The sequence below is a fragment of the Marinomonas sp. CT5 genome (assembly GCF_018336975.1).
Lineage (GTDB): Bacteria > Pseudomonadota > Gammaproteobacteria > Pseudomonadales > Marinomonadaceae > Marinomonas.
In genome coordinates this window covers 1,804,716-1,829,308 of record NZ_CP025572.1, presented here as the reverse complement: position 1 = coordinate 1,829,308, position 24,593 = coordinate 1,804,716, and the positions used below count along the sequence as shown (strand labels likewise).

The following is a 24,593-nucleotide window of genomic DNA, read 5'->3' as shown; positions in this document are numbered from 1 at the left end:
TTTTCAAGAACGGTAATTTTCTGCTATCAAGATTACAAAAAAATAAAAAAAGAAACCTTTGCCTCAAGTCAGTAACAGAGCGCGGTTAAATGCTTTCAAAAAGCCAAAAAAAAGGAAGGCATCAAGCCTTCCCTTTTCGAAGATCTGGCAGTGTTAACTTTATTCAGCAAATACGACAGTTTTGTTGCCGTGCACTAGAACACGATCTTCCAAGTGATAGCGTAGGCCACGAGACAACACGAGCTTTTCGATGTCTTTACCTAAACGAACCATGTCTTCTGCCGCATGACTATGGCGGACACGAATCACGTCTTGCTCGATAATTGGACCCGCATCTAGGTCTGCCGTCACATAGTGACAAGTCGCACCAATCAATTTCACACCACGAACCGCCGCTTGGTGATAAGGTTTAGCACCAATAAAAGACGGCAAGAAGCTGTGGTGAATGTTGATTACCTTGTGGCGATATTTTTCACATAGATATTCAGGGAAAATCTGCATGTAGCGCGCCAATACAATGGTGTCGGCTTCTGTCGAATCAATGCAGGCTTCAATTTCTTGGAAGGCTGGCATTTTGTTTTCTTTTGGCACGGGAATGCAAAAATAAGGAATTTTGTACCATTCAACCATAGAGCGAAGATCTTCGTGGTTGGCAATGACGCCAACGATGTCACAATTCAACTCGCCTGTGTGCCAACGATGCATGATGTCATTTAGGCAGTGAGACTCTTTCGTCGCTAGCAAAATAACTTTAGGTCGGTCTTCACTGTCCTTCACATACCAACGCATATTGTACTCTTCTGCGATTGGCGCAAATTCTTTACGGAAGGTTTCTACATCAATATTTAAACTTTCTGCATCAATATCGTGACGCATGAAGAACCATTTTTGCTCTAAATCCGTATGGTGACTCGCTTCGATAATCGAGCCCTGACGATCGTTCAAAAATTGACTTACCGCCGCAACAATCCCCACTCTATCGGGACAACTAATCACAAGTCGAAATGTTTTCTTTCTCATAGTAAAACTTATAAACCTTAAAAATCTAGAAGGCTAAACAACAGATTCAGCCTTAAAACGTCGGCGAATTATAATGAATTCGCTTTTTGAGTCACTTATTTATGTTTAATGATATAACACTGATGGATTTTGTCGTTTCGATCAAAATCTGGGTCCAAGGTCTCACGAGTGATATTTTGCACCTCGAACTCTTGCTCTAGCGCTTCGTCTAAAACAAAACGGCGATAGTTATTAGAGAAAATCAGTTCACCACCGTGGGCTAGTCGAGCCATTGCCAAGCGAACCAATTCACCGTGGTCACGCTGAATATCCAACACTTCGGCCATTTTCTTTGAATTAGAGAATGTCGGAGGGTCCATGAAAATCAAATCAAAAGTATCACGGCTTTGTTTTAGCCACTCAATACAGTCTGCACGTTCCACTTGGTGGTAACGGTCTGAAAACTCGTTCAGTTCAATATTACGACGTGCCCACTCAGTGTAAGTGTTTGACATGTCGACACTCAACGAACTGCGCGCACCACCTTGTCCAGCATGAACCGAAGCGGTTGCCGTATAACAAAATAGGTTTAGAAAGCGCACACCATCGGCTTTGTCTTGGATCAATTTACGCACTGGTCGATGATCAAGAAACAATCCAGTATCCAAGTAGTCCTTTAAGTTGACGATGAAATCACAGCCATACTCTTCTACTACCATTTCATGCTTAGACTGATCGAGCTTTTCATACTGCTCTTTACCTGACTGCCTTTGACGTTGCTTCAAGATCACATTGGACTCTGAAATATTCAATGCAGTAGGAATAGCAGACATCACTTCGAATAAGCGTTGCTTCGCTTTTTCTGGGTCTACACTTTTAGGTGCCTGATATTCTTGAACATGTGCCCAATCGCCATACACATCAATCGCAACCGCGTACTCAGGCATGTCGGCGTCATAGATGCGATAACATTGAATTTTATTTTTCGCGATCCACTTTTTCAGCCTCTTAGCATTCTTTTGCAGACGATTGGCAAACATTTGCGCACCAGGCGTCATGACAGATTGCGCCACCACATCTTCTTTGATGCTACCAGCCAATAACGGGAACAAATACGCGCGACATTCAATGCCACCATTGATCACTCGAGTGCTTTTTTCTGGCCTCACTGGGATTTGACGAGCCAAGTGATCGTTGCTGGTAAGCATCATAAACTGCCAACCACGTACGTTATTAACCACCCACTCGCCTAGCTGACGATACAAGGCAATCAATGCCATTTCATCACCAATACGCTCGCCATACGGTGGGTTGGTAATAAGTAGTCCAGGAGCATCAGGCGTAATATCAAATTCATGCTCTTGGAAGGGTGTCATGGACACATCAATCACGCCTGTTAATCCAGCACGCTTAATATTTTCGCGCGCTGCCGCTATGGCTTTTTGCTCTCGATCTGTCCCTTGGAATCGAATACCTAAGGTTGCAGGGTCTTTTTTACGATTCTTGGCAAAGTCCATCAGCTGTTGCCACAGACGGTGATCATGCTGCTTCCAACCTTTGAATCCCCAATATTGGCGACGCAAACCTGGAGCGATATCTAACGACATCAAAGCGGCTTCAACAAGAAAAGTACCAGAGCCGCACATCGGGTCGATTAATTGCGTCAGACCACAATCCGTTCCCCAACCAGCGCGAAGCAAAAGCCCCGCTGCTAAGTTTTCTTTCAGCGGTGCCATGCCACCATGCTGGCGGTAACCACGGCGATGCATACTTTCGCCAGATAAATCGATACTAACGGTGACTACTTCACGCTTGATGCGCAAAGCAATACGAACTTCGGGCTGTTCTTTTTCTACGTTAGGACGTTCGCCAGACAAGGCAACAAAGTAATCGGCAATGGCGTCTTTGGCGCGAACGGCACCGAATTGCGTGTTCCGAATGTGGTGATTCGTGCCATGACAATCAATCGCCATCGTATTGGTTGCTTTCATGTGGTCAGACCACTGGATCGCCTTGACGCCATCATATAGGTCGTCAGCAGACTCCATTTTAAAGCTGGCAATTGGCAACATAACGCGAGTGGCGACACGAGACCAAAGACATGCTTTGTACATACCTTCTAAATCAGTCGTCAACTTCACCTGGGCTTCGCCCAATCGAGTTTGCGTTAGGCCCTCACCATGTAGCTCTTTTTCTAAGACATTTTCTAACCCAAGAGGACAGGTTATTTCTAGTGCATAAACCTGACTTGCTGAATCAGTTGTCTGTAATATCGTGCTCATTTATAAATACTTTTTTAAATTTCAATGAATGTTTCGAAACGCATAAAGAGGGCGGGATTGTGTCCCGCCCTCTTTGTAAACAAGAGATCCAATTAGGTAGTATCTTGTTATCAATTCGATCTTTTAGAGACCAAGATCAAGCTCTCGGTAATAAGCGTCAGTGCTTGCTACGGCTTCCTTAATTAACTCTGGGCCGTGGTAAATAAAACCAGAATATATCTGTACCAAACGCGCGCCCGCTTGCAGTTTTTCGACGGCATCAGCACCACTGGAAATCCCTCCCACTCCAATAATAGGTAAGGTGTCTTTCAGATGTTCAGCTAGCACTCGAACAACATGCGTCGAAGCATCACGGACTGGTGCACCGCTTAAGCCACCGGCTTCATGTTCAAACTCATGACCAACAACAGCATCGCGAGACAAGGTTGTATTGGTAGCAATGATACCATCAATGCCTTGTTCAACCAGTGTATCCGCAACCATTTTAATTTCATCATCGGTCATATCTGGGGCGATTTTTACAGCTAGGGGAACACGCTTGCCATGTTCCGCTTCATAACGATCTCTGGCAGCAGACAATGGCGCGATTAATTGCGCCAAGCTTTCCCCAAACTGCAAACTACGAAGACCCGGCGTGTTAGGAGAACTGATGTTGGCCGTAATGTAATCTGCGTATGGAATAACCGATTCTAAGCAGGCTAAATAGTCAGCGGCCGCATCTTCAACCGACGTGGTGAGATTTTTGCCAATATTGACGCCTAATACACCTGGGTAGCGGTGAGATTTAATACGTGATACCAAATGATCCACGCCTTTGTTATTAAAGCCCATACGGTTAATAATGGCTTCATGTTCAGGCAAACGGAACAAACGTGGTTTTGGGTTACCTGCTTGACCTTTTGGTGTCACCGTTCCCACTTCAACAAAACCGAACCCTAATGCCCCTAGCGCTTCAAAAGCATCAGCATTTTTATCTAAGCCAGCCGCCAATCCAACCGCATTGGGAAAACGTAACCCCATGACATCAACAGGTTTGGTTGCAGGTAATCCACCTAGAAATTTGTTAATTCCCAACCGGCTACTTGCTGCAAGAAGATCCAATGACAATTCATGGGACACTTCTGGGTCCAATTTAAAAAGTAACGAGCGAGCAAGTTGGTACATAATTAAGGCTCCTAGGCTATTTTAAGTCAGGTAAATACTTTTCTCTGAGCTATTTTATCTAATTTTGTTCTATCTAATTTGAGTAACACCAACCAACTTGTTGGTGTCATCAAATTCTACTTCAAAAAAACCGTAAATCCCTTGGTGAGTCAGAAAGCGCTGAAAAGCTGACAAAGGCAGCTGAACTTTACGTCCATCTAAACTGCTCGCAACGAGATTTTTTGCCGCTCCAGAATACATAGCTTCATATTTAGATGCAGGCAAGGCCACATTTAATACAATTTTTGCCATTATTTCGCCCTGTACTTACATTACCCTTACAGAGTTCACTCTGTGCGTAAAGATTTGAATCCGATAAGATGAAGACTATTATATTGCGTTGACACTTTTAATGACAGAAGTATAAGGAACCTTGGTTCAATGGTAACTGTAATTGAGCAATTAAAAGATCATTTAAATCACGCCGTTGTTGGACAACCAGATTTAACCCACGAAATACTTGTCGCTTTAATCGCTAATGGTCATGTACTTCTAGAAGGTCCTCCGGGGATTGCCAAAACCACTGCCGCCAAAGCCCTTGCAGGCGCCATAGACAGCCGTTTCCAGCGCATACAATTCACGCCTGACCTACTACCGGGTGATGTGACTGGCTCCGATATTTATCAGCAAGAAACAGGAAAATTCAGTTTCATCCCAGGCCCAATTATGAATGACATTGTGCTTGCTGATGAGATAAACCGAGCACCGGCTAAGGTACAATCAGCACTGCTTGAAGCAATGGGAGAAGGCCAAGTCACCGTTGGTAATCACAGTTATCCTTTGTCTTCGCTGTTTTTTGTTATAGCGACACAAAACCCAATTGAGCAAGAAGGCACCTACCCATTACCAGAAGCTCAACTTGATCGCTTCATGATGAAAATCAACCTCGGATACCCAAGTGCTGCCAGCGAATTGGATGTGCTCAGATTAGTGCGTCAGCAAGACTTACACAAAACATCAGCTAGCAAACCGCAGCCTGTTTGCAAGCCTGAAGATATTCTCGCTCTCCAACATAAAGCGCTATCTATCTACATGTCTGAAAGCGTCGAGCAATATATAGTGCAACTGGTCATGGCAACTCGTCAGCCTGAGCTGTATTTAGGCGATGCAGGCAAAGGCACAAACCTCATTGAGTTTGGCGCCAGCCCTCGTGGCACATTGGCTCTAGATCGTTGCGCTCGCGCTAATGCATTACTAAATGGTCGAAATTTTGTGACCCCTGATGATGTTCGCGACATTGCTTTACCCGTATTGCGCCATCGTATCATTACGACTTTTGAAGCACAGGCCGCAGGATTATCCGTTGACGATCTATTAAAGCGATTAATTAGCCACGTTCCAGCACTGTAGTTCTTCCAATCGTCATACAAGGCAATAAGTACGATGAGCCCATTATTATCACCCGAATCCCCCGAGCTGGATGACGCCCATTTCGCTCTCTTGGCAAGTTATGCAAAGCATTTGGGGCGCGCTCCTAAAGCCATTCGCTTTGCCACCCATTCAGGAGAGCGGCGCTCACGTAAAAAAGGTCATGGTATGGAGATGCTCGAACTGCGGGCTTATCAAGCCAGTGACGACTTGCGGCATATTGATTGGCGAGTGACTGCACGAACAGGCCAAGCCCATACTCGTCTTTATGCGCAAGAAAATGACCATCAAAGATTATTGTTACTGGACCTTTCTAGCAGTGCTTACTTTGGCACCCGACACACTTTTATCGCGACACGATATGTTCAGCTTGCGGGCATTATTGCTTGGCGGTCTAAGCAGCAAGGTGACACCCTGTCTTATCAACTGGCCTATGGCAATCAAGCACACGCCAGCAATCAATCAAGCACCTCGGCCACATTGCCAACGTTATTAAGCCATTTAAAGGACGCAGCCAAGATAGAAAATAGAGCCAAAGGTCATAATACAAACAGCATTTGGACAAATAGCTTACTCACCAGCAAAGCCCATAATAAAGACGTGATCATACTAACGGACAAACAAACTTGGGAGCAAAACGAAGAAAATGCATTGCTGAAGCTTGCTGAACACAATTCCGTTCACTGGATACAGATCATTGATAGTAATAGCTTTAATTTACCAGCAGGCCAATACCAGATGGCGAATGAAAAGGGAGTTAAACCGGTCACTATTAGTAAACACAGCATGCAAAAAGCAAAAGCCGATTTTTTTACTCAAAACACATTAATGCGCAAAAAACTGGCTTCGTTCGGTATTCGCCATCAGATTTTTGATCTTACTGAGTCCCCTGAAAAAATTGCTCGTTACTTGTTGTCCCAAGGAGCACTCCATTAATGAATGCCCCACAAGCGCCACAGCAAACCATTGATCTACCAAACACCGCTTACATGCTGCCACAGTCCGTTCCTATGTGGCCACCAGCTTGGTGGACTTGGCTTGTTGTAGCCGCGATTGTCATCTTAATCATTGCGTTGATTTTTTTAGCCTTTAAGCGCCATAAAAAACGTGGTTATCGCCGCGAAGCTTTATCCAATATTAACAAGCATTCGCCCGAACTAACGGACAAAGACTGTATTGTACTGTGCCATGAAATGGTTCGACGCTGTCTTATTAGCGAAGACAAAACAGAAATGGCAGCTTTACCAACCAAAGTGTTGTTTGAAGAACTGGATAAGTCATTGCCTACCAAAAAGGCGTTTTCTGCACTTGGTAACAAGTTTGTTGATGGTCCCTACCGCAACCAAGTTGAGCTCACAACAGAACAACGCAGCACTATGATAAAAACCACCTGCTATTGGATAAGGAAACACCATGCTTGAACTTTCTTGGCCTTGGTTCCTTCTTCTCTTACCTGTGCCCTTTCTTATGTACTTTTTACCAAAAGCCAAGCCAAAGGGAGATGGTATTTGGTGGGGAAATACCGAACAGTTAGTTGATCACCAAGACCACAAGGCGATAACAAAGCGCCCAAGCCTACGCTACTTCAGCCTGCTAATATCTTGGATTCTAGTCGTCTTTGCGATGACCCAACCGGTTTGGCTGGGCGAGCCAACCAAGGTAACCCCATCAGGGCGAGACTTACTCATTGCGCTTGATTTATCTGGCAGTATGCAAGTCAGCGACATGGAATTGAATGGGCAACCAGCAAACCGTCTGGAAGCTGCGAAATCGGTCCTATCCGACTTTATCAAAGAGCGTCGCGGTGACCGCATTGGCATCATAGTGTTCGGTTCGAAAGCCTATTTGCAAGCCCCTCTCAGCTTTGATACGAAAACCATTAATCAATTGGTACAAGAGGCTCAGATAGGTTTTGCCGGTGAGCAAACCGCCATTGGTGATGCCATAGGGTTGGGAATAAAAAGACTTGAAGATAAACCGTCTGACAAAAAAGTACTCATTCTTATGACAGATGGTGCAAACACAGCAGGTCGAGTTCAACCACAACAAGCCGCTGCATTTGCCGCCTCGCAAAATGTAAAAATCCATACCATCGGTATTGGCGCAGACCGTATGATTGTACAGAGCTTCTTTGGCCCAAAAGCCATTAATCCATCAAGCGACCTTGATGAAACTTTATTGAAGAATATTGCCGCGAAAACAGGTGGTGAATATTTTCGTGCAAAAAGTACTGAAGACCTAAAAAACATTTATAAAACCCTTGATGCTTTAGAACCAACGCCCGCTGAAGACATTTGGCAACGACCTTTGACAAGTCTGTTCCATTGGCTTTGTTTTGCTTCACTTGTCTTTTTCGGGTTGGCATTACTGACGGGGAAAGAGCTCGACTTGAATATGCCTTTCAAACGTAAGCATAGACGCCACCAAGGAGGTCAATCATGATGCTGTTTGATTTGATTCATATTGACCGCCCCTATTGGCTTATTTTACTACCGATCATCTTGTTGCTGGCGTTTTTCGTTACAGCGAAAGGTTCAAGCAAGAGCGCGCTCAATAAAGTCGTTGATCAACACTTAATGCAGCATTTGGTTTATCAGAACAGCGCCTCTAATCTGAATAAATGGCTGGGCATACTGACAATATCACTATGCTGTATTGCTTTAGCTGGCATCAGTTGGACAAAAGCACCATCAACAATGTTTGAAAATACACAAAAGACTGTCTTGATTGTCGATCAATCATTATCTATGTATGCCACCGACATCCAACCAAATCGACAAACACAGCTAAAACAAACCATCCGTGACATATTGTCCCAAAGCAAAGAAGGTGACATTGCTTTAGTCGCGTTCGCTGGTGAAGGCTTTGTCATCAGCCCTTATAGCCAAGACAGAGAAACCATTACTCATTTCCTTCTCGCCTTAGACCCACTTATTATGCCGATGTATGGCAGCAACTTAACCAGCGGCCTTGAAACAGCGTTATCGCTCAGTAGTGGTGATACTTCACCCGTTCACTTTATCGTATTAACAGATGACCTTAGCGAACAGGACAAATCAGCCATTCCTACACTCTTAAAAGGCAAGAATATTCAATTAGATTTAGTAGCCATTGGCACCAAAAATGCCTCTCTCATCAAACTTCCGGATGGACAAATCCTCAGAAAAAATGGGCATAATGTAACTCCTATCACCCCTATTGAGGGCTTGAAAGCACTAACACAGTCTGTTGGAGGCAGGTTTCATCAAGGACGTTTAAGCCCTCAAGAACTTGCTCAAATCACCAATACCACATTAAGCGACAAACAAACTCAGAAAGCACAAAACAAAAGCATTCATTGGATAGAACAAGGCCAATGGCTCGCCTTACCTTTTCTGCTTTGGTTAGCTTTTCAGTTTCGCAAAGGCATGCTTTTTATGCTGCTGGTTAGCCTATTTTATTTTCCCTCCTCTAACTTACAAGCCTCGCCACTCGACTGGTTTTTAACGCCTGACCAAAAAGGTCAACAGGCCGTTGATCAAGGAAATTGGCAAACTGCGGATCAATACTTTCAGCAACCAAAATGGAAAGCGGCATCATCCTATGCATTAAAAAATTATCCAGAAACCATTCAACAACTGAGCAATGTGAATAGGAATGCAGCAGAAAATTATAATTTGGGTAATGCGTTAGCACTGTCTGGCGATACGGAAAAAGCCATAAAAGCATACGAAAAAGCACTGGAGCAAGATCCTTCCTTAAAGGAAGCTAAAGAGAACTTAGAGTATTTAAAAAAACAGCAAGACCAGCAAAAGAAAGAGCAACAACAAAAACAGCAGGACAAATCTAAGCAACAAGATAAAGACCAGAACCAAGACAAACAGTCTAACCAATCCGATTCGAATGATAAAAACGATTCAAAAGACCCATCTGACTCAAAAAAAGACAATAAAAAGAACGAAAAACAAGACAAAAACAAAACACCTGAGGATAATGAGCAAAACGGAAAAACAGACAAGCAAGAAAAGAAACAACCGGACAAGTCTCAACTAGATAAAGAAAAAACTCAGGCTCTCAATCAGTGGCTAAGACAAATTCAAGACGACCCGGGATTACTACTGAAACGCAAACTCTGGTATTTACACCAAGAAAAACGCAATGAAAATCGATTTTCCCAAGAGGATGGGCAAAACCCATGGTAATAAAGCAACACTTCCTTTCATTAATTTCGCAAAACAAGCTAACTCGCTTGTTTTTCTCACTAATGACCACTCTGCTTTTTATTACATTATCAAGCTCTCTTCACGCCGCAAGCGTCACAGCGTCCCTCGATAAAAATGTCACTACTGAAAACGAAGTTGTTCAGCTTACTTTACGAGCAGACTTTTCCGATACAGGAAATGGGCCAGATTTAACCCCGTTAAAAGACAACTTCGATATTTTAGGAAAGAGTCAAAACAGCCAATTTAGTTTCAATCTGGGTACAACGACAGCCTTAAATTTCTGGGTTGTTTCATTAATGCCAAAATCGGTTGGAACCATCGAAATTCCACCGATAAAAGTAGGTGACTATGCATCTCAGCCAATTAAGTTGGAAGTAAAAAGCTCTCCCCAACTGCTAGACAGCAACGGCAACCCTCCTGTTATGGTAAAGACCGATGTATCAGAAGTAGAACCTTACCTTCAGCAAGAAGTCATTCTAAATGTCAAACTTTATACCTCGGTAGCACTACAAAACGCGAACCGCTCTGTTCCCTCTCATCCAGACCTTGTGATTGAAAGACTTACCGACGATCAAATGAGCTACCAGACGATTAATGGCACTCAATATCAGGTCATTACACGAGAATATTTGGCATTCCCACAACGCAGCGGCCTAATAACGATTCCTCCACAGAACATCAAAGCAATGGTCAATACGTCAACGGGTAGACGCATGATTAAGGTTCAGAGTGAACCACTAAACCTACAAGTTTTACCCATTCCTGCAAGCTATTCCAGTGACACATGGCTGCCAAGCCAAAAAGTTACGGTATCCACTTCACTTAAAAAAACGAGTGAAGCACCAAGAATTGGTGACACACTCCTTTGGACTATTAACATCAAAGCTAAAGGGGCATTACCAGAACAAATCCCAACTCTCGATTTCAACAGCACACGTAATTACAAACTGTATCCAAAACCACCTAAATTCGATAGTCTAAAGACAGTTGATGGTGTAACTGGCGAACAAACCATAACTGTCGAAGTCGTTCCTACCGAAGAAGGCAAACTAACACTACCTGAAATCAATGTTAGCTATTGGAATACGGAATCAAGGACGCTGAATACTGCCAGCGCCACAACCCAAACCATTGATATTGCCCCACTGCCTAATACTTCGGGCCAAGTCAATAACATTAGCAACAACAAGTCTTCTATCAATGATCCGTTACCCGCTCAAACTCGTTCAGTTGCTCCCATATCCTTGGCTAAGCCTACTGCAAAAAAAGAGCCTGAATCGACACAAAACAACCAGATGAACATTGAGCTGACTCAGAACGATAATGGTTTTACTTTAAAACACTACCTTATTGCTGCCCTACTCGTTTTTGCTATTGTGATGCTTAGCACTTGGACTGTTATTAGAATTAAGCAGAAGAAAACACAAGCCGAGTCCAATTTACAGGTTCCAACACTTCAAGAGTTTGCTCCCCTTAGTACAGTTGATGAGCAAAGTGCCTACAAACTTCTCATTGAATGCTGCCTGCAAAATGATTTATCTTCTCTAAGATCTCGTTTGTTGGAATGGGCTCGTCACCGCTGGGGAGACAATGAAATTCACAGCATTGATGATATTAAACGTTTGACATCAGTTCATGTCACACAGCTGCTGATGGAAGCTGAGTTAATGCTGTACTCCAATAATCCATCACATGAATGGCAAGGTGCGCCGCTTGCAGAAGCCTTAGAAGAATACACCAGCGGCCAAGCAAAGCCTTCTCAAGAAAGCCAATTAAAGGCTCTTTACCCAAACTTCTAATTACCGATTAATAAGTAGGACCATTAGGATGACATTATTCCAATCAGGCATTATTGCAGAAGCCTCAAGCGATGCTCTTTTCATAACGCTCAATGTAAATAGAGCAGAAATGACAGCCTTTAAAAGCACTCTATCAGCTACCCCTCATTTAATTAAGCAATTACAACTCCAATTCCCTGATGCCAACCTACATGCAACATTAGGGCTCAGTAGCTTAATTTGGGACGAGCTAGACAGTAAACGACCAAAACACCTCAGCACCTTCCCACACATTGTTGGCAAAGAGACTGAAATCAAGCCAACGGATGTCGATTTTGTGTTACATATTCGCTCTTCCCGCCACGATGTTACCTATCAACTAGGTAATGTGTTGTTTAATGCCTTTGGTAACAGCGTATCATTAGTTGAAGAAGTAAGTTGCTTTAAATATTTAGACAACCGTGATTTAACCGGGTTTGTAGACGGAACAGAAAACCCTGAGGGCGAGCAAAGAAAAAAAGTTGCTCTTGTGAGCGCAGATGAAGACCCAAGCTTTGAGCATGGCTCTTACTTCAATTTAATGCGTTTTGTCCATGACCTAGAAAAATGGGAAAAAGAAGAGCTAAAAACTCAAGAAGATATCTTTGGAAGAACCAAACACACGAACCAGGAATACCCCTCAGCAGAGAAATCCGTACATGCTCACACCAAACGTACTTCTTTAAAAGATGACGACGGTAATTCGTTAGAAATTTTACGTCACAGCATGCCATTCGCTTCACTGACCGAAAAAGGCCTCATGTTTGCCAGCTACAGTAAAACACCAGAGATTTTTAATAAAATGTTAGAAAGCATGGTAAAAGGAGATGAAAATGGCAATACAGATCACCTCATGCGCTACACAAGAGCTACGTCTGGACAGGCCTTCTTTGTGCCATCAAACAAGTGGTTAACCTCATTAAAATAATCGCCCTTGATTAGCAACGAAGAAATCCACTACGAGTAGAAAAACAAAAAAGCCACTCCAAATTGAGTGGCTTTTTTAGCAAAAGCGATTTATTTCTCTATTTTTGCATTATTCTTCAAAAGATCTTGTTGAGCTCGAGTACTGAGTGTGGCCTGTGTCTGATTCAGATATCTCTCATAAGCCAATTTCTGATTTTCAGGTACTTCTGCATTTCCAGAATCAACTTTGTTCAAACGAATCAACACTAAGTCGCCATTTGATAAACCCTTAACCTCAACAACTGGCTTGCCTTCAGGGTGAGGTAAAGAGAAAGCCAACGATGTGATTTCATCTTGGCCTCGCTTCGCATCTTTAACTGATGTCCATACCGTAGAACTAGCATTTTCGGCTGCTTCTGCTTTCTCTCGAAGTGATTTAACCGCCTTTTCTTGAACTACAATAGAAGCAACTTGCTCTTTAGTTTCCTCATACGACTGAAGTGCTTCAGGCTTATGATCATTGAGATGAACCACCACAACTTTATCATCACCCAACTCAATCAAATTACTGTTCTGACCATCCTCAAGAACAGTAGGACCAAAAGCCGCCGCAATTACAGCGGGATTACTAGTCACTTCGTCAGACCCACCATCACGTCCGAAATAAGAGCTCTGAAGCACGTCTACGCCATATTCTTTTGCAATAGCGTCTAACTTATCGCTCGCATAGGCCAAATCAGTAATATCCTCATGGGCCGTCAATAAGGCATCTCTTGCTTTATCTTCCATGAGTTTCTGCTCCAACGCCTCTTTCTCAGAAGCAAAACTCGGAACATCTGGTTTTGAGATATCATCCAATTTAATCAAATGATAGCCATATTGATCTTTAATCGATTTGACTTCGCCTTTCTTCATTGAAAAAAGAGCATCATCAAAAGCATCACCCATTATGCCTTTCTGAATAAAACCTAATTTACCACCATCATTATTCGAACCAATATCATCAGAATACTGCTTCGCTAAGTCGGCGAATTTTTCACCTGATTTCAGTTTAGCTTTGACTTCATCAAGACGTTTTTGAGCCTGTTCATCAGAGCGATCTGAAGTATCAATTAAGATATGGGAAGCCGATCTTTCTTCTTTCGCTAGCGCAGATATTGATGCTTGATAAGCATCTTGCAATTCAGCATCTGTTACTTTCACTTTGTTATTAAAATCGGAAGACGAAATAACAACGTAATTCAGTTTAACTTGCTCAGGTGTCTTAAAGTCTTCAGCGTGTTCTTTATAATAGGCTTTCAACTCAGCATCCGACACACTAGTCTGCTCAGACTCTTTCGCTAAAGAAAAAGAAACATAATCATAAGTTCTTTCTTGTGACTGCAATTCAGCCACACTATTTACCTGATAAGGTAAAACAAACTCAGAGCCAGCAATGGCATTACGTGGCTGTTGAATTAGAACATCTTGTTTAATTCGTTGTTTGAAGGCAAGCGGAGTATAACCAAGAGATCGGATGAAATTTAAGTATTTATTTTGATCAAACTGACCATCTGTTTGAAACTGCTCAGCCTGTAATAAATACGCATCCACCTGAGCATCAGAAACCCCAAGTTCCAATTTTTTCGCTTCATTAGCCAACACAACGCGCTGAATAAGCTCATCAAGAGCTCGACGTTGCAATACATTATCTTCCAACAATCCAGGGTTAATTTGCCCTCCCATCATCGAAATAAGTTGACGACGCTGAGTCTCCGCGCCCTGCAACATTTGCGTTCTAGTTATATCAACCCCATCCACCTCTGCTACTGTGTCAGAAGAGTTAAAACTGGTAACCAAGGCGTCTACGCCAAATAGAGCAAAAGTCACGACGATAAAACCAACGATGATCTTTACCACAATGCCTTGTGACTTATCTCTTATATCCTGGAGCATTACTGCCTCCAAATGAGTTAATTAAATGACAAATAAAAAAGGTGCATTCCGCATGGAATACACCTTTTGTGTCTAATGGCGGAACAGACGGGACTCGAACCCGCGACCCCCTGCGTGACAGGCAGGTATTCTAACCAACTGAACTACTGCTCCAAAAACATTAGTTTACAGCGTCTTTAAGACCTTTACCGGCTTTAAAACCTGGAACCTTCGCTGCTTTAATTTGGATTTCCTCACCAGTTTGAGGATTACGACCTGTACGAGCCGCACGTTCTTTAACTGCAAAAGTACCAAAACCAACTAGTGTAACCTGGTCACCTTTTGCCAAAGCAGCTTCAATTGCTTTTAAAGTTGCGTCAAGAGCATTGCTTGCAGAAGCTTTAGATAAATCAGCAGACGCTGCAATAGCATCAATCAATTCAGATTTGTTCACGTTGTACCCCTTCAGTATTTTCGTGGTTCCTTAGATTTTTTTCGGCGCAGTAATTATGCCTACCGATAAAGCCGAGCGAGCAGTTATACAAGCCCAGCCTACTCCCTGTCAACACAGGATATGCCTTTAATGATGACTTACAGTTTCTTGTTCATCAACAGTTTTTTCACTTGAAGGCAATGTTTCTACCTTTTTTGGTGAAGGAATGTACTCCAAAGCAATATCAAGCACCTCATCGATCCATTTTACAGGTATGACGTCTATGTCGGCCTTGATATTATCAGGAATTTCTTTCAAATCACGAGCATTTTCTTGAGGAATAACGACCGTTTTTATCCCCCCCCTATGAGCCGCGAGAAGCTTCTCTTTCAGCCCACCTATAGGTAACACCTCACCACGCAGAGTAATCTCGCCAGTCATCGCCACAGAGGCCTTAACGGGGACCTTAGTTAGCACAGAAACAATAGCCGTACACATAGCAACGCCTGCACTTGGACCATCTTTGGGTGTAGCGCCCTCTGGCACATGCAAATGAAGGTCTGTTTTTTCATGAAAATCTTCATCAATTCCTAGTCCTGCCGCTCGACTTCTAACGACTGTTAAAGCAGCCTGAATGGACTCTTGCATGACATCCCCCAGCGAACCGGTCTTGACATGACGACCTTTACCACGGACTCCAGCAGCCTCAATGGTTAATAATTCACCACCAACTGAAGTCCACGCGAGCCCAGTAACCTGTCCAATTTGATTTTTTTCTTCTGCTTTTCCATAACTAAATTTATGAATACCAGAAAAATCTTCCAAATTTTCATTGGTAACTTCAACCGCTTTGGATGATTTTTTGCTACCTAGAGCCTGCTTTTTCACCACTCGCCGACAAATTTTACTTAACTCTCTCTCTAAACCGCGAACACCAGCTTCTTTAGTGTAGTAACGGATAACATCCATTAAAGCATCATCAGTAACTTGAATCTCAGTCTCTTTTAGACCAGCCAACTTAATTTGTTTTGGTAAAAGGTAACGCTTTGCAATATTCAGTTTTTCATCTTCGGTATAACCAGGAATGCGAATAACTTCCATACGATCCAAAAGAGGCCCTGGAATATTCATACTATTAGACGTACAAATGAACATTACATCTGATAAATCAAAATCCACTTCAAGATAATGGTCATTGAACGTATGATTTTGTTCGGGATCTAACACTTCCAACAATGCAGAAGCAGGATCACCTCGCTGGTCCATGCCCATCTTATCTATTTCATCCAATAAGAAGAGTGGATTTTTAACTTTCACCTTCGCCAATTTTTGTAGCAACTTACCAGGCATAGAACCAATATACGTTCTACGGTGACCGCGTATTTCAGCCTCATCACGCACACCACCAAGCGCCATCCGAACATACTTGCGGTTAACAGCTTTGGCAATAGATTGTCCCAACGATGTTTTACCAACCCCTGGAGGCCCAACCAAGCACAAAACAGGCCCTTTCACTTTTTTTACTCGCTGCTGCACAGCCAAGAACTCAAGAATACGCTCTTTAACATCTTGCAAACCATAATGATCTTGGTTTAACACTTTTTCAGCATAAGCAAGGTCATTTCTAACTTTACTACGTTTTTTCCATGGTAAAGATGTTAACCAATCAATATAACCTCGAACAACAGCCGCCTCAGCAGACATTGGAGACATCATACGAAGCTTTTTCAATTCAGCTTCAGCTTTATCTTTTGCCTCATCAGACATTCCAACTTCAGTGATTTTTTCTTGCAACTGGTCTAGCTCATTGCCACCATCTTCCATATCACCAAGCTCTTTCTGAATAGCTTTCATTTGCTCGTTCAGATAGTACTCACGTTGACTCTTTTCCATCTGCTTTTTAACGCGACTACGAATACTTTTTTCAAGATGAGCAATATCCAACTCCCCATCCATCAAACCAATTAAATACTCACCACGGCCAGTTAAAGAATCTATCTCTAACACTTTCTGCTTATCTTCAAGCTTAAGGCTCATGTGGCCAGTGATATTATCAATCAACTTAGCAAGGTCATCGATAGATTTTAAAGAAGCCACAACCTCAGCTGGGATGCGTTTACTTCCCGCAACATATTCATCAAGCTGTTTGAGCAGAGCATTACGAATAACGCCATGCTCGGCTTGATCTTCTTCTAGAAGCTCAAGCTCTACAACTTGGCCTAAAACCACTCCATCGGACTCTTCCATTTTTTCAAGACGTGCACGCTTACCGCCTTCGACAAGCACTTTAACTGTGCCATCAGGTAAACGTAGAAGCTGCATAACTTTCGCTGTTGTACCAATTGAGTAAAGATCTTCTAGCGCAGGATCATCTTTAGAAGCATCCTGTTGAGCGACAAGAAAAACTTGTTTATCGCTTTCCATCGCAGACTCTAAAGCCGCAATAGATTTAGCACGCCCTACAAATAAAGGCAGCACCATATGAGGATATACAACCACATCACGAAGAGGCAGCATTGGCAGGAGCAAGGAATCTGACATATTTTCTTCCAATCTGGGCGCATCACGTTAAGCGCACTTTAAATAATTCAACATTGATTAGGAAAGAGATAAGGGCAAAGCTCGAAATTACAAGCTTCTGATACATCTGAACTCAGTCTATACAGAATTAAAAAGCGATACATCATAAAAAAGGCCGAATTTAAGTATAAAAACTCAAAATCGGCCTATTCAACATCTTCAAACCATCTAAAACTAAGCTTTTTTAGCTAACTCTTCGTTTTCAAGTACCATGAGAGGAGCTGAATCACCACGAATTGAACCCGCATCCATCACTACTTTCGCAACATCACTACGAGTAGGAAGTTCATACATACAATCCAATAAAGAGGACTCTAAGATACTGCGCAAGCCACGAGCACCTGTTTTACGCTCCAAGGCAAGTTTAGCTGCTTCACGTAGAGACTCTGGTGTGAATTCCAGCTCAACACCTTCTAACTCAAAAAGATGTTGATATTGCTTAACCAAAGCATTCTTAGGTTGACTTAGAATTGTCATTAAGGCTTCTTCATCCAATTCTGAAAGCGTCGCAACAACTGGTAAACGACCAACAAACTCAGGAATCAAACCGAACTTAACCAAATCCTCCGTTTCTACACGATGAACCGCTTCAGAAAAGGTCTTACCCTCCTCCTTACTTTTCACAGTAGCAGAAAAGCCAATACTACTTTTCTCAGTCCTTTCACTAATAACACGCTCTAGACCAGCAAATGCACCACCACAAATAAACAAGATATTAGAAGTATCTACTTGTAAAAACTCTTGTTGAGGGTGCTTCCTTCCACCTTGCGGAGGCACAGAAGCAACAGTTCCTTCAATCAACTTGAGTAAGGCTTGTTGAACACCTTCACCAGAAACATCTCGAGTAATAGACGGATTATCAGATTTTCTAGAGATCTTGTCTATCTCATCAATATAAACAATGCCACGCTGCGCTTTTTCTACATCGTAATCACAGTTCTGTAATAGTTTCTGAATAATGTTCTCAACATCTTCACCTACATACCCAGCCTCTGTTAACGTGGTCGCATCAGCAATAGTAAAAGGTACATCCAAAACACGCGCTAAGGTCTGAGCTAATAATGTCTTACCACTACCAGTAGGACCAATAAGCAAAATATTGCTCTTACCGAGTTCAATACTGTTATCAGTCTTGCCCTGATGGCGCAATCGCTTATAGTGATTATAGACAGCAACCGCCAACACTCTTTTAGCTTTATCTTGACCAATAACATAATCATCAAGAGCCGCGCTTAATTTAGCTGGCGTCGGTAATTCATCACTTGACTCACCATCTTCACTAATCTGAGACAACTCTTGTGTAATAATGTTGTTACACAAATCAACACACTCATTGCATATATAAACAGAAGGACCTGCAATAAGCTTCTTTACTTCATCTTGGCTCTTTCCACAAAAAGAGCAATACAATAACCGATCGGAGTGGTCGCCACGGCTAAAATTATCATCCGACATTTATTCCACCCTTTATTTTAAACTGTTCGTTTCTGCAAAATATCATCAATCAAACCGTATTCTTTTGCCGTTTCCGGATTCATAAAGTTATCACGATCAGTATCAATAGCAACTTGTTCAATTGGTTTGCCTGTATGAAACGAAATAATTTCATTTAATTTATGCTTTATGCTTAATATCTCACGAGTATGAATCTCGATATCTGAGGCCTGCCCCTGATAACCACCTAAAGGTTGATGAATCATGACTCTAGAATTTGGCAAACAATAACGCTTACCGGCAGCACCAGCGGTTAACAACAAAGCTCCCATGCTAGCAGCCTGACCTATACACATGGTGCTAACATCTGGCTTAATAAACTGCATAGTATCATAAATTGACATACCAGCCGTGACAGAACCACCAGGAGAATTAATATACAAATGAATATCTTTATCTGGGTTTTCTGACTCTAAAAATAACAGTTGAGCCACCACCAAGTTAGCCATGTGATCTTCAACTTGACCAACTAAAAAAATCACTCGCTCCTTAAGCAAGCGTGAATAAATATCAAACGACCTTTCTCCACGAGCAGTTTGCTCTATTACCATTGGAACAAGGCCATTACTTGTGATTGCAACTGGACCGGTAGTTGGATTCGTCAAATTCATTTCACATTCCTTAAAATAAAAAGGTCGACATAGCATTCGCTATGTCGACCTTATTAAAAAAGATAAGACTTGTCTTATGCTTCTTCCCCAGCCTCTTCAGCTTGGGCATTTGGCTTAATAGCGTCTTCATACCCCAATGTTACTTCTGTAACTTGGGCAGATTCTAACAGTTTATCAACAACTTGCTCTTCAAGTACAGCAGATTGAACTTGTGCTAACTGCTCTTTATTCTTTAAATAATAATCGATAACTTGCTGAGGCTCTTGATAAGCCTGAGCCATATCTTCCAAGAAAGCACGAACGCGATCATCATCAACCTTCATATCATCTTGCTTGATGACTTCAGAAATCAAAAGACCTAACTTAGCGCGTTTTTTGGCTTCGTCTTGGAACAATTCTGCTGGTAACTGAGAAGCATCAAACCCCTGACCACCAAATTGCTGAGCAGCTTGCTTACGTAAAGCATCAACTTCTTGATCAATAAGAGCCGAAGGAACCTCAACCTCATTGATTGAAGAAAGACCTTCAAACAAGGCATTTTTAAGCTTAGCCTTAATCGCCTGATTGAGCTCACGCTCCATATTCTTACGAACTTCAACACGCAAAGCATCAAGTGTCGCTTCTTCTAAACCAAACTTCTCAACAAAAGCATCATTTAGCTCAGGAAGAATTTGTTCTGCAACTTCAGACACAGTGATTTTGAAAGTCGCTTCTTTACCTTTCAAATTTTCAGCTTGGTAATCTTCTGGGAAAGTTACGTTAATTGTGCGCTCTTCGCCAGCTTTAGCACCTAGAATACCAGACTCAAAACCAGGGATCATAGTATTGGAACCAAGAACCAATTTATGACCCTCAGCTGCACCGCCTTCAAAAGCCTCGTCGCCTAGATACCCAACAAAATCGATTGTTACTTGATCGCCATCAGCAGACTCACGTTCAACAGCTGCCCATTCAGCATTCTGCTTACGCAACGTTTCTAGCATCGTATCAACATCGGCATCAGTCACATCGGACACAACACGATCAACTTTAATTGCAGAATTATCAGCCAAAGTTACTTCTGGGTAGACTTCTACTTTAACAGTGAATTCAAGATCAACACCTTCAGCAAAATTCTTTGGCTCTATTGAAGGCATACCTGCTGGCTGAATAGATTCTTTTTGAATCGCTTCCACATACGCATCACGCATTATTTGCTCTACAGCATCGATACGAATACCTTGTCCGTAGCGTTTCTTAACAACACTTACTGGAACTTTTCCTTTACGAAAACCATCAATGCGAATTGTTTTCGCTGTTTTAGCCACTTCAGAATTTACTTTTTCGTCAACACGAGCAGCTGGAACACTGATTGTTAGAACGCGCTCGATTGGAGACGTTGTCTCTACAGAAACTTGCATAAAACTTCCTCTCGGGAACTTGCTTTAATTTGTTGGCAGCCTCGTTATCAACGAGACATCTATTCAATTACAGCCAACAAAACCTAAATAAAATTAATTAAAGTAATGGACTGAAATGGTGCTCCGTACTGGATTCGAACCAGTGACCTACCGCTTAGAAGGCGGTTGCTCTATCCAACTGAGCTAACGGAACTAAGGTCATTACATTTCATGTGGTGGGCTATTATAGAGATGGAATAGCAATCGTCAACTAATAGACATAAAAAAGCCCAGTAAACTGGGCTAAAAATGACTATTTGCAACTATGGAACCTAGAATAGCTTAGATCTACTAATCCGCAGCACAAATATCACAAAAGGAACAAGGCGAATAATACAAGTAGAATTCTGATAGCACAAGTACAATGCGCCAAAAGGAGTCGTATTGCACTATGTTTGTGCAATGTGCATAAAAGTGAAGTTTTCAATATTGTACCTTAAGCTGTAATATCATTATATTCACTTTATAGAGTTCAATGATCATGCCTGAACACCTAAGATACCTTACACTCACCCTTAAGCGATATGGACACCTGACCATTGCAAGATTTAAAAAAAGTAATCTTTCACAGAAAGCTGCACAGCTAACCTTATCTAGCCTCCTTGCAGCCGTACCAATTATTACCATTATTGTCGGCATACTAAGCTTTACACCTGCCTTAGAAGCGATGCAATCACAACTATTTTCTCTTATTGAAAAGCACCTAGCCCCCGGAACCAGCGATACAATGCTGCCCTATTTGATCAAATTCTCAACACAAACAAAAAACTTACCTATCGCAGGACTAATCGCCCTTTTTGTAACAGCTCTACTTTTACTAAACAACTTTGAAAGCAGCGTTCAATCTATATGGGAAATAAAAAAGACACGAAAAATCAGAGAAAGATTACTAACATATTGGGCCATTCTGACTCTAGGGCCAATTCTTTTCGCTAGCTCACTCAGTTTATATGGCACTTTAATTTCCATACAAATTTATGACACCCAAACAAATGCATTAATTCACTATTTACTTGAGCTTGGCACCGTCGGATTATATTTTTTAATGCTCTTAACCCTAAACTTCTTAACACCAAATGCGGAGGTTTCAATAAAATGGGCAGCTATTTCCGCCTTAGCTGGGAGCATCGGTCTATATATTCTTAACACTATATTTAGCTCATTCGCACAATTTTTCACAAACTACCAAGTAGTTTATGGCGCATTCGCAGCCATTCCGATTTTTCTTATCTGGTTGCAAAGCTCTTGGTTAATTGTTCTCGCGTCAATATGCCTTTGCGCAACACTACACAATGTAAAAAACTTAGCATCTGGTCAGGATTAATGTAAAATCGCGCAAAATTATACGATAGGGCTCACTATGACGAACACAATCCACAACCTAAACAAAATTTTAGATGAAGCAGATTGCTTAGTCGACGAGGAAAAACTTAACGAAGCCCTTGATAAGATGGCAACACAAATAACAACAGATCTAGCAGATAAGCTCCCTCTTGTTCTTTGTGTGATGAATGGCGGACTCATTCCTACAGCTGCTCTAATAGAACGCTTAAACTTTCCATTAGAGCTTGATTATATTCATGCGACTCGCTATGGAATGGAAACAGAAGGCACATCATTAAATTGGCTAAGCTACCCTCAAACTGAATTAAAAGACAGACACGTTCTGGTTGTTGATGACATTTTCGATCAAGGACACACCCTTCAAGCTATTATCAAATGGCTAGAAGACCAAGAAACAAGTGGTGTCTATACAGCAACAGTGATCAACAAACTACATGACAGAAAAACAGACATGACTCCTGACTACATAGGAACAGATGTCACTGATCGCTTCTTATTCGGATATGGCATGGACTACAAAGGTTTCTTTAGAAACCTAAAGGGCATTTACGCAGTTAAAGACAGCTAATGTCATTTTAGAAACAATAATGCATGGTCCGCCTCGTTATTGCAAATGATATTTTCGATAACGAGGTTGGTTTGAGCTAGATTGTCCTCAAAAAAAACATAGCATTTTCTGCTGTTTTTTATGTCAGGCCTTCAATCTAGTGGTCTGACTGTTCTGTCATCTTTTTTATCATCTGCAAACTCGGGTTATACTCTTATTTCAAACGCTTGTTGTGTCTTTAATACTGACCAAGCTATTCGTACTAACTGATTCGCCAATGCCACCACGGCAACGTTAAAAGGTTTCTTTGCTCGCAACGCCACAATCCACTTCCCAAAAAAATGCCGTCCATTTTTAAATTCGTTCACGTTGGGGATATCCGATAAGCACTGTGCCGCTGTCAGTGTCCCTACACCAGGGATAGACATAAGAAGTTGAGCATAACTATGACTATCAATCAGTTTTTTGAGTTTTTCGTCCTGTCTCGCAACGCGTTCATTTAGGTCGTTATAATATTCATGATGCCCGATTAACTCTTGCATGAGCATGGGAGGCAATGGGGTAATGCTGTTCACTTAAGGGTTGCATTTAATTGAACAGCCTCAGAAAATCCGATTAAGCATGTCTTAATCGGATTTTTTTGTGTCTATTCAACAGCTCTTACTCAGTATTGATGAACTTCATTCCTTCTCGAATCATTCAACTTTCACTCAAAACATACCTGTCAAATGGATTGAATCGGCATTAACGCTTTCTTCAAAAGCAACCATTAGGCGCCGCCGATTACCTGAAGACCAAGTTCTTTGGCTGGTCCTAGGTATGGCTCTTTTTCGAGATGAGTCGATTGAGGAAGTGGCTAGACGATTAAATATATGTTCTGAAGGGCTCTCTTCTGAGCAACTTATTGCTAAAAGCGGGATATCCCAAGCAAGGCAGCGCCTTGGAGCTAGTCCTATGCAATGGCTTTTTCAGCGCACTGGTGAGCATTGGGCTAATGAACGATTTGCTCAGGATGATTGGCAAGGGTTACAAGTTTTCGCTATGGATGGGGTTATTTTTCGTACGCCTGACACGCCCGACCTACAAGCGCATTTTGGTAGTGCCAGCAACGCAACCGTAAAACAAAGTGCTTATCCGCTACTACGTTGTGTCGCGCTGATGAATACACATTCCCATGTCATTTTAGATGCTCAAGTGGGCAACTATCAAACAGCTGAAACACCTTTGGCAGAAGCCATGCTCGATAAAATTCCTGATCGCAGCACCACATTGCTAGACCGGAACTTCTGGAGTGCCAATCTAATGCATACTTTAATGGATGAAGGCAATGAGCGGCATTGGTTGATACCTAAACGCAGTAATACTGTGTATGAGGTCGTCGAAGAATACGGTGACGGAGATGCTTTATGGCGTATGACCGTCTCACCTCAGGCGCGTAAAAAGAATCCCAAGTT

General features: G+C 42.2%; 20 protein-coding genes, 2 tRNA genes and 1 pseudogene. 10 read left to right on the top strand and 13 right to left on the bottom strand.

The annotated features are described in order from the left end of the window. Positions 1-159 precede the first annotated feature (159 nt). The 4 genes from purU to C0J08_RS08485 all read right to left on the bottom strand — a co-directional run bounded on the left by purU (position 160) and on the right by C0J08_RS08485 (position 4,736). Positions 160-1,020, bottom strand: a complete 861-nt coding sequence (purU, locus tag C0J08_RS08500; protein WP_212655715.1) for a formyltetrahydrofolate deformylase — start codon at positions 1,018-1,020, stop codon at positions 160-162. Positions 1,021-1,115: 95 nt separating this feature from the next. Then, on the bottom strand, positions 1,116-3,281 hold the full coding sequence (gene rlmKL, locus C0J08_RS08495; RefSeq protein ID WP_212655714.1) for a bifunctional 23S rRNA (guanine(2069)-N(7))-methyltransferase RlmK/23S rRNA (guanine(2445)-N(2))-methyltransferase RlmL: 2,166 nt from the start codon (positions 3,279-3,281) through the stop codon (positions 1,116-1,118). A gap of 123 nt (positions 3,282-3,404) precedes the next feature. Continuing rightward, entirely contained in the window at positions 3,405-4,445 is a 1,041-nt protein-coding gene (locus tag C0J08_RS08490) for a quinone-dependent dihydroorotate dehydrogenase (RefSeq protein WP_212655713.1), read from the bottom strand. A gap of 69 nt (positions 4,446-4,514) precedes the next feature. Then, positions 4,515-4,736: a DUF2835 domain-containing protein gene (locus C0J08_RS08485; protein ID WP_212655712.1), complete on the bottom strand. Its 222-nt coding sequence runs from the start codon at positions 4,734-4,736 to the stop codon at positions 4,515-4,517. 129 nt (positions 4,737-4,865) lie between these two features. Between C0J08_RS08485 and C0J08_RS08480 the strand changes: the two genes are divergently transcribed. The 7 genes from C0J08_RS08480 to C0J08_RS08450 are packed head-to-tail and all read left to right on the top strand — an operon-like array spanning position 4,866 to position 12,799. After that, a complete protein-coding gene (locus C0J08_RS08480) occupies positions 4,866-5,834 on the top strand; it encodes an AAA family ATPase (RefSeq protein WP_212655711.1) in 969 nt (322 codons plus the stop codon). A 33-nt stretch (positions 5,835-5,867) separates the two neighbouring features. Beyond that, entirely contained in the window at positions 5,868-6,788 is a 921-nt protein-coding gene (locus C0J08_RS08475; RefSeq protein WP_212655710.1) for a DUF58 domain-containing protein, read from the top strand. Beyond that, on the top strand, positions 6,788-7,273 hold the full coding sequence (locus tag C0J08_RS08470; protein ID WP_212655709.1) for a DUF4381 domain-containing protein: 486 nt from the start codon (positions 6,788-6,790) through the stop codon (positions 7,271-7,273). The genes C0J08_RS08475 and C0J08_RS08470 overlap by 1 nt, the downstream gene beginning before the upstream one ends. Beyond that, entirely contained in the window at positions 7,266-8,294 is a 1,029-nt protein-coding gene (locus tag C0J08_RS08465; protein ID WP_212655708.1) for a VWA domain-containing protein, read from the top strand. Before C0J08_RS08470 ends, C0J08_RS08465 begins: the two co-directional genes overlap by 8 nt. After that, entirely contained in the window at positions 8,291-10,033 is a 1,743-nt protein-coding gene (locus C0J08_RS08460; protein ID WP_212655707.1) for a VWA domain-containing protein, read from the top strand. The genes C0J08_RS08465 and C0J08_RS08460 overlap by 4 nt, the downstream gene beginning before the upstream one ends. Next, positions 10,027-11,853, top strand: a complete 1,827-nt coding sequence (locus C0J08_RS08455) for a BatD family protein (protein ID WP_212655706.1) — start codon at positions 10,027-10,029, stop codon at positions 11,851-11,853. The genes C0J08_RS08460 and C0J08_RS08455 overlap by 7 nt, the downstream gene beginning before the upstream one ends. A 28-nt stretch (positions 11,854-11,881) precedes the next feature. Further along, a complete protein-coding gene (locus tag C0J08_RS08450) occupies positions 11,882-12,799 on the top strand; it encodes a Dyp-type peroxidase (RefSeq protein ID WP_212655705.1) in 918 nt (305 codons plus the stop codon). A gap of 89 nt (positions 12,800-12,888) precedes the next feature. Here the strand turns inward: C0J08_RS08450 and C0J08_RS08445 are convergent, their stop codons facing one another. From C0J08_RS08445 to C0J08_RS08410, 8 genes are all read right to left on the bottom strand, one after another. Then, positions 12,889-14,712 (bottom strand): SurA N-terminal domain-containing protein, encoded by a 1,824-nt coding sequence (locus tag C0J08_RS08445; protein ID WP_212655704.1) that lies wholly within the window; start codon positions 14,710-14,712, stop codon positions 12,889-12,891. Positions 14,713-14,788: 76 nt separating this feature from the next. After that, a tRNA-Asp gene (locus C0J08_RS08440) sits at positions 14,789-14,865 on the bottom strand. A 7-nt stretch (positions 14,866-14,872) separates the two neighbouring features. Next, positions 14,873-15,145, bottom strand: coding sequence for a non-specific DNA-binding protein Hbs (gene hbs, locus C0J08_RS08435; protein ID WP_012069435.1), 273 nt, complete (start codon positions 15,143-15,145; stop codon positions 14,873-14,875). 126 nt (positions 15,146-15,271) lie between these two features. Further along, positions 15,272-17,665, bottom strand: a complete 2,394-nt coding sequence (gene lon, locus C0J08_RS08430; RefSeq protein WP_212655703.1) for an endopeptidase La — start codon at positions 17,663-17,665, stop codon at positions 15,272-15,274. Between the two features lie 213 nt (positions 17,666-17,878). Continuing rightward, on the bottom strand, positions 17,879-19,159 hold the full coding sequence (gene clpX, locus C0J08_RS08425; RefSeq protein ID WP_212655702.1) for an ATP-dependent protease ATP-binding subunit ClpX: 1,281 nt from the start codon (positions 19,157-19,159) through the stop codon (positions 17,879-17,881). 17 nt (positions 19,160-19,176) lie between these two features. Continuing rightward, a complete protein-coding gene (gene clpP, locus C0J08_RS08420; RefSeq protein WP_212655701.1) occupies positions 19,177-19,809 on the bottom strand; it encodes an ATP-dependent Clp endopeptidase proteolytic subunit ClpP in 633 nt (210 codons plus the stop codon). 74 nt (positions 19,810-19,883) lie between these two features. Continuing rightward, positions 19,884-21,209, bottom strand: a complete 1,326-nt coding sequence (tig, locus tag C0J08_RS08415; protein WP_212655700.1) for a trigger factor — start codon at positions 21,207-21,209, stop codon at positions 19,884-19,886. 116 nt (positions 21,210-21,325) lie between these two features. Then, positions 21,326-21,402, bottom strand: a tRNA-Arg gene (locus C0J08_RS08410). 327 nt (positions 21,403-21,729) lie between these two features. Here C0J08_RS08410 and C0J08_RS08405 point away from each other — a divergent pair. Together C0J08_RS08405 and C0J08_RS08400 are read left to right on the top strand one after the other, a co-directional pair. After that, positions 21,730-22,572 carry a YihY family inner membrane protein gene (locus C0J08_RS08405; protein WP_212655699.1) on the top strand — a complete coding sequence of 281 codons (843 nt, stop codon included), beginning with the start codon at positions 21,730-21,732 and terminating at the stop codon, positions 22,570-22,572. A gap of 36 nt (positions 22,573-22,608) precedes the next feature. Further along, positions 22,609-23,160, top strand: a complete 552-nt coding sequence (locus C0J08_RS08400) for a hypoxanthine-guanine phosphoribosyltransferase (RefSeq protein WP_212655698.1) — start codon at positions 22,609-22,611, stop codon at positions 23,158-23,160. Positions 23,161-23,345: 185 nt separating this feature from the next. Here C0J08_RS08400 and C0J08_RS08395 read toward each other — a convergent pair. Further along, a pseudogene (locus tag C0J08_RS08395) lies at positions 23,346-23,699 on the bottom strand (transposase); the annotation flags it as partial. A gap of 82 nt (positions 23,700-23,781) precedes the next feature. On the opposite strand from C0J08_RS08395, the gene C0J08_RS08390 reads away from it, so the two are divergent. After that, positions 23,782-24,593: IS4 family transposase (locus C0J08_RS08390; RefSeq protein ID WP_212655696.1), on the top strand; the 812-nt coding region annotated here is incomplete at its 3' end.